The 13,264-nt window shown below is 70.6% G+C and carries 12 protein-coding genes; 8 read left to right on the top strand and 4 right to left on the bottom strand.

All coding sequences use genetic code 11. The features are described from left to right. The first annotated feature begins 47 nt into the window (after positions 1–47). The 4 genes from ACZ7LT_RS07005 to ACZ7LT_RS06990 all read left to right on the top strand — a co-directional run bounded on the left by ACZ7LT_RS07005 (position 48) and on the right by ACZ7LT_RS06990 (position 4,298). Entirely contained in the window at positions 48–1,310 is a 1,263-nt protein-coding gene (locus ACZ7LT_RS07005) for a nucleotide sugar dehydrogenase (protein ID WP_471234954.1), read from the top strand. A gap of 57 nt (positions 1,311–1,367) precedes the next feature. Next, positions 1,368–3,218, top strand: coding sequence for an asparagine synthase (glutamine-hydrolyzing) (gene asnB, locus ACZ7LT_RS07000; protein WP_471234953.1), 1,851 nt, complete (start codon positions 1,368–1,370; stop codon positions 3,216–3,218). Between the two features lie 153 nt (positions 3,219–3,371). Continuing rightward, a complete protein-coding gene (locus tag ACZ7LT_RS06995; RefSeq protein ID WP_471234952.1) occupies positions 3,372–3,833 on the top strand; it encodes a helix-turn-helix domain-containing protein in 462 nt (153 codons plus the stop codon). 96 nt (positions 3,834–3,929) lie between these two features. After that, a complete protein-coding gene (locus tag ACZ7LT_RS06990) occupies positions 3,930–4,298 on the top strand; it encodes a DUF4180 domain-containing protein (RefSeq protein ID WP_471234951.1) in 369 nt (122 codons plus the stop codon). A gap of 15 nt (positions 4,299–4,313) precedes the next feature. Here ACZ7LT_RS06990 and ACZ7LT_RS06985 read toward each other — a convergent pair whose 3' ends face one another. After that, positions 4,314–6,209 (bottom strand): ATP-binding cassette domain-containing protein, encoded by a 1,896-nt coding sequence (locus ACZ7LT_RS06985; protein ID WP_471234950.1) that lies wholly within the window; start codon positions 6,207–6,209, stop codon positions 4,314–4,316. A 286-nt stretch (positions 6,210–6,495) separates the two neighbouring features. Then, positions 6,496–7,053, bottom strand: coding sequence for a hypothetical protein (locus ACZ7LT_RS06980; protein ID WP_471234949.1), 558 nt, complete (start codon positions 7,051–7,053; stop codon positions 6,496–6,498). A gap of 301 nt (positions 7,054–7,354) precedes the next feature. Between ACZ7LT_RS06980 and cysD the strand changes: the two genes are divergently transcribed. The 4 genes from cysD to ACZ7LT_RS06960 are packed head-to-tail and all read left to right on the top strand — an operon-like array spanning position 7,355 to position 11,552. Beyond that, on the top strand, positions 7,355–8,269 hold the full coding sequence (gene cysD / locus ACZ7LT_RS06975) for a sulfate adenylyltransferase subunit CysD (RefSeq protein ID WP_471234948.1): 915 nt from the start codon (positions 7,355–7,357) through the stop codon (positions 8,267–8,269). After that, on the top strand, positions 8,269–9,192 hold the full coding sequence (locus tag ACZ7LT_RS06970; RefSeq protein ID WP_471234947.1) for a thioesterase domain-containing protein: 924 nt from the start codon (positions 8,269–8,271) through the stop codon (positions 9,190–9,192). The genes cysD and ACZ7LT_RS06970 overlap by 1 nt, the downstream gene beginning before the upstream one ends. Further along, a complete protein-coding gene (locus ACZ7LT_RS06965; protein ID WP_471234946.1) occupies positions 9,189–10,757 on the top strand; it encodes a non-ribosomal peptide synthetase in 1,569 nt (522 codons plus the stop codon). The genes ACZ7LT_RS06970 and ACZ7LT_RS06965 overlap by 4 nt, the downstream gene beginning before the upstream one ends. Before the next feature lie 54 nt (positions 10,758–10,811). Beyond that, complete coding sequence (locus ACZ7LT_RS06960) at positions 10,812–11,552, top strand: sulfotransferase-like domain-containing protein (protein ID WP_471234945.1); 741 nt, start codon at positions 10,812–10,814, stop codon at positions 11,550–11,552. Here ACZ7LT_RS06960 and ACZ7LT_RS06955 read toward each other — a convergent pair whose 3' ends face one another. Then, complete coding sequence (locus ACZ7LT_RS06955) at positions 11,553–12,848, bottom strand: MFS transporter (RefSeq protein ID WP_471234944.1); 1,296 nt, start codon at positions 12,846–12,848, stop codon at positions 11,553–11,555. Then, on the bottom strand, positions 12,849–13,259 hold the full coding sequence (locus tag ACZ7LT_RS06950; RefSeq protein WP_471234943.1) for a VOC family protein: 411 nt from the start codon (positions 13,257–13,259) through the stop codon (positions 12,849–12,851). Positions 13,260–13,264: the final 5 nt, after the last annotated feature.

Below are 13,264 nucleotides of genomic sequence, written 5' to 3'. Positions count from 1 at the left end.
CCCTCTCCACCTCCCCTTCTCTCATCATGCTTACGAAAGGGACCATCGTGCGCAGTGACCTGGTCGTCATAGGCCTGGGCTACGTAGGACTGCCGCTCGCTCTGGAGGCGTGCCGGTCCGGTATGGCCGTCACCGGCCTGGACCGCGACGCCGACACCGTGGCGCGGCTCAACGACGGCACCTCCCACATCGACGACATCGACGACGAGACGGTCGCCGGTATGCGTGCGGCCGGCTTCACCGCGACGACGGACGAGCGGGTGATCGCCGACGCTGACGCCGTGGTGGTGTGCGTACCGACCCCGCTGTCCCCGCACGGCGGGCCGGACCTGGCCATGGTGGAGGACGCCTGCGCCATGGTCGGCCGCAACCTGCGGCCCGGGACGCTGGTCGTCCTGGAGTCGACGACGTACCCGGGCACCACCGACGAGGTGGTGCGTCCGATCCTGGAACGCTCGGGCCTCACCGCGGGCGTCGACTTCCACCTCGCCTTCTCTCCCGAGCGGGTCGACCCGGGCAACAGGCAGTACGGCATCCGCAACACCCCGAAGGTCGTCGGCGGGTACACCCCCGACTGCACCGCCGCCGCGGCCGCGATGTACGGCAAGGTCGTCGACAACGTCGTCCAGGCCGCCGGCACCCGCGAGGCCGAGATGGCCAAGCTCATCGAGAACACCTACCGGCACGTCAACATCGCCCTGGTCAACGAGATGGCGGTGTTCTGCCACGAACTCGAGATCGACCTGTGGGACTCGATCTCCTGCGCCGCCACCAAGCCCTTCGGCTTCCAGGCCTTCCGCCCCGGCCCCGGTGTGGGCGGCCACTGCATCCCGATCGACCCCAACTACCTTGCCCACAAGGTCCGCACCCTCGGCTACCCCTTCCGGATGGTGGAGCTCGCGCAGGAGATCAACACCCGGATGCCGCGGTACGTGGTCGAGCGCGCCCAGCAGCTCCTCGACCGGGCCGGCACGACGCTCGGCGGGGCGAACGTACTGCTGCTCGGCGTCACGTACAAGGCCGACATCGCCGACCAGCGCGAGACGTCCGCCCGTCATGTGGTGCGGCGCCTGCGGGCGCTCGGCGCCCAGGTGACGTACCACGATCCGTACATACCGGCCTGGGAGGTCGACGGAGCGCCGGTGCCGACAGTCACCACCGCGCTGTCGGACGCCCTGGAGCAGGCGGACGTGACGATCCTGCTCCAGCAGCACCGCGCGTACGACATCGACATGATCGAGCGCCACGCCCGGCTGCTCCTCGACACACGCGGGACGACCCGCCCGCGGCCGCATGTCGAACGCCTCTAGGCCGCGACTGCGAACACGTCACCTCCCCGACTCACTTCTCTCTCAGGAGCAAACTTCATGTGCGGTATCGCCGGCTGGGTCGACTACTCACGCGATGTGACACAACAACAGGACATCACGCGGGCGATGACCAGGACGATGGCCCGGCGCGGCCCGGACGCCGAAGGCATCTGGTGCGCGGAACACGCCGCGCTGGGCCACCGACGGCTGTCGGTCATCGACCTCGAAGGCGGCTGCCAGCCGATGGCGGCCGAGGAAGGCCCCGGCTCCCGAGCCGTCCTCACCTACAGCGGTGAGACCTACAACTTCCAGGAGCTGCGCGGCCAACTCCAGTCGCTCGGACAGCGGTTCAGAACCAGGAGCGACACGGAGGTGGTCCTGCGGGCCTATCTGGAGTGGGGCCCGGAGTTCGTCACCCGCCTGGAGGGCATCTACGCGTTCGCAATCTGGGACCTGGAACGGGAGGAACTGCTCCTGGTCCGGGACCGGATGGGCGTGAAGCCGCTCTACTACGCGCAGACGCCCGCCGGAGTCCTCTTCGGCTCCGAGCCGAAGGCGATCCTCGCCCACCCGGACTTCTCGGCCGTCGTGGACGCCGACGGGTTCCGCGACATCCTCTCGATCGCCAAGGTCCCCGGACAGGCGATCTTCCGCGGCATGCGCGAGGTCCCGCCGGGCTGCACCGTACGCGTGACCCGGTCGGGCCTGGTCGAACAGCGCTACTGGCGCCTGCGGGTGGGCGAGCACACCGACACCCTCGAACAGACCGTCGCCACCGTCCGCGACATGCTCGAATCCATCGTCGGTCAGCAGATGGTGGCCGATGTGCCGCTGTGCACCCTGCTGTCGGGAGGACTGGACTCCAGCTCCCTCACCGCGCTCGCCGCCAAGGTGTCCCGAAGCCAGGGCATCGGACAGATCCGCTCGTGCTCGGTCACCGACGCCGACCCCCGACACGGGCCCGGCACCCCTGCCGCTCCCGGCAACGACGACCACGTCTACGCACGGCTGCTCGCGGAACACGTCGCCTCGGACCACAGCGAACTGCCCCTGCACGCCCCCGATCTGCTGGATCCGGCGCTGCGGGCGTCCGTCCTCGCCGCCTACGACCTGCCCCTCGCCAAGGGCGACGAACACGCCTCTCTGCACCAGCTGTTCGGCATCGTCCGCCGGCACTCCACCGTCGCCCTCTCCGGCGAGTGCGGCGACGAGGTGTTCGGCGGCTACCGCTGGCAGCGCGTCCACGAGACGGTCATGTCCAGCACGTACCCGTGGGTGCACGAGGGCAGGGAGAACTACCAGGGCAACGAGGTCATCTTCGAGCCCGATCTGCTGACCAAGCTCGACCTGGCCACGTACGAGCGCGACACCCACAGCGCCGCGGTCGCGGAGATCGCCGCCCCCGACCACCTCAAGGACCCCGACGAGGCCCGCTACCGCGAGGTCACGTACCTCGCGCTCACCCGCCACGCCCAGGTGCTCTTCGACCGGAAGGACCGGATGAGCATGGCGTGCGGGCTGGAGGTGAGGGTGCCGTTCGCCGACCACCGGCTCGTCGAGTACACGTTCAACGTCCCTTGGGCGATGAAGAGTTTCGACGGCCGGGAGAAGAGCCTGCTGCGTGCGGCGATGCGGGACCTCCTGCCGGAGGCGGTGGCCCAGCGGATCAAGACCCCGTACCCCTCCATCCGGGACGACGCCTACAACCGTGTCCTGCGTGAGCGGCTGGCGGAGGTCGTACGGTCCGGGGAGAGCCCGCTCGCCTCGCTCTTCTCGACGCGGCTCAAGCAGTCGGTGGAGCGGCGGGGGGCCGCGGCGCTGGAGGAGGGCATGAGCCGGGCCGCGCTGGAGACCACGCTCCAGATGGACGACTGGCTGCGGACGTACGGGGTGCGGATAGCGCTCTGACCGGGGCACTTGCCCGGCCGCCCACCCCGCGCGCCGATGTGCCGCGTGGGGTGGACGGCCGGGCAATTCCGCCGGTCCTGCTACGTGTTACTCCCCAAACTTCCTCAACCTTCCCTGTTGTGCCCTGAAGTGAGAGGTGGTTAGGGTGCTTGAGTGAATGATCGTCTCTACTCCGTGGAACAGGTCGCCGAGCGGCTGGGGCTGCATGTGCGCACGGTCCGCACTTACGTACGGGACGGGCGGCTCCCCGCCGTCCGCATCGGCAAGCAGTACCGCATCGCGCACGAGGACCTCGAAGCGTTCACCGGCCGACCGGTGCCCGCGCCCCGCCCGGACGAGCCGGGGGAGACGGAAGGGGGCCGCGGGGCGGACGGCAGGCGGCGGCACACCGACGTGACGAGCGTCGTGGAGATCGACGGTGTCGACACCGCGACGGTCCATCGCCTCACCAGCCTCCTGACGGCCACGGCGACGGGCCCGCGCCCGGGCGGATCCGCCCTGCGGATCGAAACCGTCTACGACGAGGAACGGCGCCGCCTGAAGGTTGTCGTCCTCGGCGGCCTGACGGAGACGGCGCTGCTCTTCGCGTACATGGACGGGGTGCTCGAATCGTGAGTACGAAGCCCATGAAGCCGATCTACTCGTCCCCGACCGGTGCGGAACAAGCCCTTTCCCTGCCGTTCCCCCCTCCACCTCAAGGAACTCTGTCCCATGGCTGACACCCTTCAGCACCTCGCCGGCACACCCGTCTTCGTCTGCGCCCCGGACGGCACTCCACTACGCACCGAGCAGGACGCGCTCGACCTGATCGGCGAAGGCTTCTACCAGGGCGCCAGCTGGGTGGCCGTCCCGGCGGCCCGATTGCCGGAGGAGTTCTTCCGGCTCCGGACGCGCCTCGCGGGCGACATCGTCCAGAAGTTCGTCAACTACCGCATGGGACTGGCCGTCCTCGGGGACATCTCCCGGCACACCGACTCCGGCACGGCCCTGCGCGACTTCGTCCGCGAGAGCAACCGGGGGACTCAGCTCTGGTTCCTGCCGGACCTCGATGCCCTGGGCACCCGGCTGACACCGGCGTGACCCGGGCCCGGTAGGTCAGCGGTCCTGGGAGAGGCGGAGGAGTTCGGCGAACGTCCCGCCGGCGTGGACCAGGTCGTCGTAGCGGCCCTGTTCGGTGATGCGGCCGTGCTCCATGACCACGATGTGGTCCGCGATTCTCGTGTTCTCCAGGCGGTGCGTGATCACGATGGTGATGCGGTCGCCGGAGATCGCCTTGATCTTCTCGAAGATCTGGTGCTCGCCGCGCGGGTCCATCTGTGAGGTGGGTTCGTCGAGGATCAGCAGGGACGGACGCCGGTACAGCGCCCGGGAGCAGGCCAGGCGCTGCCACTGCCCTCCGGAGAGCTCCGCGCCGCCGAACGTCTCGCGGGCGAGGAGGGTGTCGAGGCCGGACGGGAGGTCCTCGATCGCCTCGCGCATGCCGACCGCGTCGACGGCCTCCCACACGGCCGCGTCGTCGTGGGTGCGTGGCTGGCCCAAGGTCACGTTCTCCCGGACCCGTAGCGGCCACTGCGCGAAGATCTGCGGGACGAGGCCGGTTCGGCTCCAGACGGTCGCGGGGTCGACGTCGGCGAGGTCCGCGCCGTTCCAGGAAACGCAGCCCTTGTCGGCCAGGTAGATCCCGGTGACCAGTCGGGTCAGCGTGGACTTTCCGGATCCGTTGACCCCGACCACGGCGACGATCTCCCCGCGTCGCAGGGTCAGGGAGACTCCGTCGACGGCTGCCTTGTCCTTCCCCGGGTAGCGGTAGACCACCTCGTCGAGCCGGATCTCCTCCACCGGCGCGCCGATGGCGAGGCCGCCGCGCTTGGGGGCCCTGTCCGCCGCGTCGGCGAGGAACGTCTGCATGTCGCCGAGGTAGAGGCTGGTGTGGAACACGGCGGCGCCGTTGACGACCACCTGCGACAGGGCGGCCAGCGTCGTCTGCACCGCGACGACCGCGGTCGCGGCGATCGCGAGGGCGACCCTGCCCGTCACGGCGAGCCAGGCCAGCGCTGCCCAGGTGGCGACCAGGAAGACCCCTCCGGCGAGTGCGGAGACCAGCGCGATGCGCAGGGTCCGCGGCGCCGCCGCGAGGGTGCGCCGGTCGCACCGCTCGGACAGGGAGCGGTACCAGAACAGGAGGTAGTCCGTCATGCCGTTGGCACGGACCTCGTCGGCGAACCTCGGCGTCGTCGACCACCAGCGCATCATGCCGCGGACGTTGCGGTCGGCGATGTTCGCGTAGTGGATCTCGTAGTCGACGCGGGCGGTCAGGACGGCCCCGATCCCGGCCGGCAGCACGGCGAGGAGCAGCAGCGGAAGCATCAGGATGTTCAGTACGGACAGGACGCCACCGGCGGTGATCATGCGGATCAGCGCGGACATGAAGCGCTGGGCGTCGGTGACCATCACATGGGTGCGGAGCACACCCATCTCCGCGGCCTCCTGACGGTCGGCGAACCCGTCCACCGCATAGGCGGCGGCCTCGACCCGGCAGACCGCCGCGACCAGGGCGGTGTCGGTCCTGGTGGTGAGCGTCGGCGTGATCCGCCGCTCCGCGTACGTGGCCACCGCGCCCGCACCACGGGTGAGCGCGGCCGCACCGGCCACGACCAGAAGGGCCGGCAGGGCCTCGCGGAGGCGATCGACCACCGCGCCTCCGCCGAGGATCGGCCCCATCGCCCGCGCGGTCGCGGCGAGCAGAACCGCGGCGGCCACCCCCGTCACCACCTGACAGGCCAGTAGCAGTCGAACCGCCCGGCGGTCGGTCTCCCAGGACATCCGGGTGACGTGGCGCAGGACCGACGGGATCTGTGCGCACAGTCTCCAGAAGGAGACCTCATCGAGCGGATTGACCGAGTGCTGACCGCTGTAGTTGATCTCCGCGGGTGGGGGCGGAGGGGGAGTGGTGTCCGGCTGCTTCGGGCTGTGGGTGTCTGCTGAGGTCAACTGCTCCCCCTGGAAGGCTGCTTGGGCGGTCGCTGTCGACGGGCTCAACGAGGGGGAGCGGAATATCGAACACACGTGTTTGAGACGTGGCCCGTTCCGCGTGACGGCGCGGCGAACGGACCGTGCGGGATGCACCGACCCTTGGCGTACCTGCGTACGGTCCGGGAGCACACATGGCCGAAACGCCGCGCCTGAGACGGAGGTTCCGCAAGGGATCTGGGATCTGGGATCCGGGATCCGGGACCGGGGATTCGTGATCCGCGAAACGAAGCCGACCGCGCCGCCGTCAGGGGGCGTTGAGCTCGATGACGCGCCAGACGGTGCCGTACTGCTCGGCCCGGAGCCAGGTGTAGCCCTCCGGGCAGTGGATGGCGACGCGGACCGTCTCCGGTGTGTCCTGGGCGTCCGTGGAGATCTCGTAGTTCTGCAGCTCCTCGACGCACGCCTTCTGCGTGAAGACGTACCGGCTGTCCGTGGCGAGTTCGGCCAGGGCCTCGGGGCACGATCCGCCGGGGACCCTCGCGCGGAGGGTGGGGGAGGCCAGCCCGCAGGCCAGGCCGGCATCGCCGTTCGCCAGCGCGCGGGCGAAGTTCCGGGCCGCGGCACGGGGGTTGTCCGCGGGCTTCGTCAGGTCGTCCGGGGCCGCGGAAGGGGTGGTGGCAGCCGACGGCTTGACCGGGGGCGGCGCGTCGGCGGTCGGTGCCGACGGCCGCGACGTCGGGGTGGGGCTCCCCGACGGGGCCGGCTTGGCGTCGGGGCCGCCGGTGTCCGCTCCGCAGGCCGCCGTACCCGCGAGGAGGGCGAGCGACAGGACGGCGACGTACGCCGTTCGCTTGGTGATCATGACAGGAGACTAGCCAGATGCAGGGCGTCCTCACCCATGGGGCCGGGTACCGGACACCCACGCCGCCATGGGGCCCGAGACAGGGCCGCCGAGCACACCACATGTTCCGGCCAAGATTGCGAAGAGATTGATCAATGGGAAAGGAGGGCTTGCAGAGTCCGACGCCCAACTGATGAGATATTCAAGCCGTTCGAATGAACGCCCGGAACTCCGGCCCCCGTCGTCCAACCTGAGAAGCGCGTACGAGAACCAGCCATCACGGCCTTCGGCCCTCGATGTGGTGCAGCGGGAGGACTGGTACATGGCTTCGGACATCTCTCCTGTCGAACTCACGCATCTGGATGTCCTGGAGTCCGAGGCGGTACACATTCTCCGGGAGGTCGGGGGTGAATTCGAGCGCCCCGTACTGCTGTTCTCGGGCGGGAAGGACTCGCTCGTCATGCTCCATCTCGCGCTCAAGTCCTTTGCTCCCGCACCGATTCCCTTCCCGCTCCTGCACGTCGACACGGGGCACAACTTCCCCGAGGTCATCGCGCACCGCGACCGCGTGGTCGACAAGCACCAACTACGCCTCCATGTCGCCTCGGTGCAGGAGTACATCGACGCGGGGAAGCTGCGGGAGCGGCCGGACGGTACGCGTAATCCGCTGCAGACCGTGCCGCTGACGGAGGCGATCCAGGAGCACCGCTTCGACGCTGTTTTCGGTGGCGGGCGTCGGGACGAGGAGAAGGCGCGGGCCAAGGAGCGGGTGTTCTCGCTGCGGGACGAGTTCTCGCAGTGGGATCCGCGCCGGCAGCGGCCGGAGCTGTGGCAGCTCTACAACGGCCGTCACGCGCCCGGTGAGCATGTGCGGGTCTTCCCGCTGTCCAACTGGACCGAGCTGGACGTGTGGCAGTACATCGCCCGTGAGGGCATCGAGCTGCCGGAGATCTACTTCGCGCACGAGCGTGAGGTGTTCGCCCGTAACGGCATGTGGCTGACGGCCGGCGAGTGGGGCGGTCCGAAGGAGAACGAGCCGGTGCAGACCCGGCTGATCCGCTACCGCACCGTCGGCGACATGTCCTGCACCGGCGCCGTCGACTCCGACGCCACCACGCTGAAGGCCGTGTTGGCCGAAATCGCTTCCTCCCGTGTCACCGAACGGGGTGCGACCCGCGCCGACGACAGGCTGTCCGAGGCCGCGATGGAAGACCGCAAGCGCGAGGGATACTTCTGATGACCACAGCACATGACGGCTCCGGGCCCGAACACCGCACGCGGGAGGAGTCACTGTCGCCCCGCCGGCGCGCACTGCTGGAGCGGCTGCGCGCCCAGCGCTCCTCAAGCGCGCCCCGGCCGGACGGGGCCACCCTGCTGCGTCCCGGCGAAGGTCCACCGGTCGTCCTCTTCCACCCCGTCGGCGGAGACATCCTCTGCTACGGCGAGCTCGCCCGGTTACTGCCCGGCACCTACCCCGTGTACGGCCTGGCCGCGGACGACGCCCTGCGCTCGGACGAGCCCCCCACGCTGCTCGCCCTCGCCGCCCACTACGCCGACCGAATCGTTTCGGCGCAGCTGCGCCCGACCCTGCTCGCCGGCTGGTCCTTCGGCGGCATGCTGGCCTTCGAGACGGCCCGGCTGCTGCGCGCACGGGGCGCCTCCTGCGCGGTCGTGGCGATCGACAGCATGCCCTTCCACCGGGGCGTCCGCCCCGCGGCCCACGAACTGACCCAGGCGTTCGCGCACGACCTCATCCGCTCCGCCGGGCAGGACCCCGACCAGCTGCGCGTGCCCCCGGAGCTGTGGCGGCTGCCCCTGACCGAGGCCGTCCCGGCGCTCCACGGCCACCTGGAGGGCCTGGGCGTCACCGTCGGGCTCAGCGCCGACGAGCTGCTGGACCGCGCCCGGTGCCACCTCAACGCGTACATCGCGCTGGAGACCCACCGGCCCGAGGCCGACGGGCCGCCGGTACGCGTGCTGTGGGCCACACTCACCGCCACCGACCCACTGGTGTGGTGGCGCGAGATCGCCTCGCCTCCGGTGACCGGCACGGCCGTCGAGGCGGATCACTACACCCTGCTGCGCGGCCCGGCCGTCCACCAGGTCTCCTCCTTCCTCCACACCGCCGCCACCGACGCCATGAAGGGCGAGCTTTCATGACCGACCCGCACCCCACGTCCGTCCCGCCCGGCACCGCGACAAGCCTCCGGGCCCTGGTCGCGGCCCTCGCCGCCGGCCGGCCGCAGGCCGTGGCCGTACGCGGAGAGGGCGCGCCCGTCACCTACGCCGCGCTGCTGGAGCGTGTCGACACGCTGCCGGGGCCCCGCGGACCGGTCGTGGAGCTGCCGACGGACCAGCCGCTGGACGCCCTGGCCACACTGCTCGCCCCGAGCGAGGACGGTGCCGACCGGCTCTTGCGGCTGCACACCGCGGGCACCACCGGCCCGGCGAAGAGCGTGCCGGTGTCCGAGAGGGCACTGGCGGCCGTGGTCACGGCCGCCGCCGGAACGATGGGCCTCGGTCCCGAGGACCGGCTGCTCACGCTCGCGCCCGCCTTCCCCGGCAGCGCGCTCGCGGCTCTGCTGCTGCCCTTGGTCGCGGGGGCCGAACTGATCCTGGCCTCCCGTACGGACGCTCAGGGACCGGACCGGGTGCTGAGCCTGCTGCGCGAGCACCGCCCGACCTTCGTCCACGCGACACCGACCCTGTGGGGCCATCTGCTGGCGGCCGGTTGGACGGGCGCACCCGACCTCACCGTGATCTCCGGCGGCGAGGACCTGCCGCTCTCCCTCGCCCACACCCTCACCACGCGCGCGAAGGCGGTCTGGAACGTCTACGGCCAGGTCGAGACCACGGTGTGGGCGGCCCTGGGACAGGTACGGCCCGAGCTCGACGCCGTGCCCCTCGGCGCGCCACTCGCGGGGGCGCGCCTGGAGATCCTGGACGACGACGGCACACCGGCCGTCGACGGCGCGATCGGCGAGCTGCACATCGGCGGTCCCGGTGTCGTCGAGGCGTACGACGACGCCCCGGAGCTGACGGCGCATCACTTCCGGCCGGACCCCCGTTCGGACCGGCCCGGCGCCCGGCTGTTCCGTACCGGCGACTGGGCGCGCGCCCTGCCCGACGGCTCGATCCGGGTGGTCGGCCGGCGGGGCGGCACCTCGGAGTCCTACGGCCCGCCGGTGCCGTACGCCGACATCGAGCAGGACGTACGGCGCATCGACGGGGTGGCACAGTGCGCTGTGGTGCCCCACATCGTCGGGGGCGAGCCGGAGTTGCTGGTCTTCCTGGCCCTGGACGCCGGCGGGACGGCGACCCCGGGCCATGTGGTCGACACGGTGAAGACACTGCTCGGCAACGTCGGGATCGCGCACCAGGTGGTCTTCCGGGCGGCGTTTCCGCTCACCCCCGACGGCCGGGTGGACCGCGCCGAGCTGAGCCACCACGGTCCCGGACAGGAGGGGGCCGAACCCGCCTCCGAGGAGGCCCGGGTCATCGCCGACACCTGGGCGGACCTGCTCGGCATCCCGGATCCGCCCGCCGATGTCAGCTTCTTCGAGCTGGGCGGCCACTCGCTCGCTCTCATGCGGCTCGCGGCCCGCCTTCAGGAGGCGTTCGGGCTCATCGTGCCGGTCGCGGACCTCTTCGAGAATCTCACCATCTCCACACAGGCCGCGCTCGTGGAACGGCTCTACGAGGAGCAGCTGGCCGAGCTGACATAGCAGTCGCGAACAACCCGATCAGGCCTCAGCAGTACCCGAGCGAGGAGTTCTTTCATGGCAGGTCCGATACCGTTCCCTGAACGCCCGTTGCCCGTTCTCGCGTTGTGGAGCGCACCGCGATCCCGTTCCACGGCGTTCTTGCGCATGATGAAGGAACGTGGCGATTTCACCATTCTGCACGAGCCGTTCTCCCATCTCGCCGACTTCGGTTCGGTCGACGTCGACGGGACGAAGGCACACAGCGAAGCGGAATTGATCGAGGCCATTCGGAATCTGTCCCGGTCCGGGCCCGTGTTCTTCAAGGACACCACCGATTTCCCCTATCCGGGTCTGCTGGCCGACGCCCGTTTCCTCCATGACGCGGTGCATACGTTTCTCCTGCGCGACCCCGCCGAGGTCATCGCCTCGCACTTCGCCCTGGCCCCCAAGCTGACCTGCGAGGACGTGGGTATCGAGCGGCTCGCGGAGATCCATGACGCGGTGGCCGCACAGACCGGGGAGACGCCGGTGGTGATCGGTTCCGAGGCGCTGATCACCGACCCGGCCGAAACCGTACGCGCCTACTGCGAGGCCACCGGCATCACGTTCCGCGCCGACGCCCTGTCGTGGCAGCCGCGGATGCTGAACGAATGGCAGTCCACGTCACGCTGGCACGAGTCGACCAGCCGGACCGACGGCTTCACCCCGCTCGCCAGCACGTACGAGCACACCGTGGACAACCATCCGCTGCTCGCCGCCTACCATGCCCACCATCTGCCCCACTACGAGCGGCTGCACGCGCGGCGGCTGCGGTAGCTAGCCGGCCTCGGCGTCCGTGTCCGCCGCCCCGCGCTGTTCCGCGGCGGCCACGGCCCCGGGCGACAGCACCCGGGCGGCCACCAGACCCGCGGTGGCCAGCACCGCCGCACTGACGAAGAACGGCGCCCGCAGCCCGTAGGCATGGGCGACCCATCCCGCGCAGGCCCCGCCGAGCGGTCCGATGCCCACGGCGACCACCCGGAAGGACGCGTTGACCCGGCCGAACAGGTCCCTGGGCACCAGATTCTGACGCAGCGTGATACTGGCGACGTTGCCCAGCGCGACGCTGAGCCCGACGAAGAAGAACGATCCCGCGGCCGCCGCGGGATGCGCGGTCAGCGCGGTGACGACAAACGGCACGGGGGACAGCGCGAAGCGCAGCCGCAGCGTCGCGCCCAGCCCGAGGCGCTCGCACAGGGGCGGCGCGAGCACCAGCCCGACCGCCCCGCCGATCGCGATCACGGCCATGAGCAGTCCGTACGCGCCCGAGCTGACGCGCAGCACCTCCAGCGCGTAGAGGACCGCGATCGACTGCACACCGACGGTGGCGAAGTTGTCGAGCGCGGTCAGCGCGCAGAGTGTGCGCAGCAGACGGTGGCGGGCCAGCCAGCGTCCGCCTTCGGCCATGTCCTGCCACAACGCGCGCAGGGTGATCCGTTCCCGCGCGGGCCCTTCGGCGGAGTCCGGCCGGATGCGGAACACCAGCAGGGCGGCGAGCGCGAAGGACACGCTGTCCAGGGCGAACGGCACCCAGGCGGCGATCCCGAAGAGCAGGGCGCCGACAGCGACCCCCACCAGATCACTGGCGACGCTCTGGCCGCCCTGCAGCCAGCTGTTGGCCACCGGCAGGTTCTTGCGGTCGACCAGGTCGGGCACCGAGGCCGCCTGCGCGTTCATGGTCAGCGTGTCGGCCGAGGCCAGTACGAACGCGACGAGCACGATCAGCGCGAGAGAGGCGGTGCCGGTACCGACGGCCAGGCCGAAAAGACCGACCACCAGGGCCTGGAGCACCGCGACCCGGCGCAGCAGCTGGAACCGGTCCAGCCGGTCGGTGAGCGCGCCGGTGACGGGACCTATCAGGACCCACGGCAGTTTCGCCGCGACCGTGACGGCCGCGATGAGCACCGGATCGCGGGTGAGGGTGGCGGCCAGCAGCGGCAGAGCGGCGAGGTACATGCCGTCGCCGAGGGCGGAGACCAGGGTCGAGCCCCACAGCAGCCGGAACCGGCGGCCGTGCGGCCCCCGCAGCAGGCCGCCGCCCTTCGCCTCGGATCGTGCCTCCCGCGCCGGCATCTAAGGGTGCGGTGCCGGGTCGACGCCGTCGGCCTCGTGCGCCTCACGTTCCGCCGCACTGCGCAGGACACAGAACTCGTTGCCCTCCGCGTCGGCGAAGACGACCCAGCCGGTGCCGTCGGGTTTGCGGTGGTCGGAGAGCTCCTTCGCACCCAGCCGGAGCAGCCGCGCGACCTCCTCGTCGCGGGGCCCGTCCGGCTGGAGGCACAGGTGCACCCGGTTCTTCGTCCGCTTCTCCTCGGGTACTTCGGCGAAGTAGAGGTGGAGTCCGGACGGCAGCTTGATGCTGGCGGTGGAGTCGCCGGGCAGGTCCTCGTCGTGGAGCGGATGCCCTACGACATCGCTCCAGAACCGTGCCAGCTCATAGGCGTTGGCGCAGTCGAAGGCGACGTTGTACACGGTGGATGTCATTGGTC

The organism is Streptomyces sp. NPDC039465 (assembly GCF_055639315.1).
This window is presented reverse-complemented; position numbering and strand designations above follow the sequence as displayed.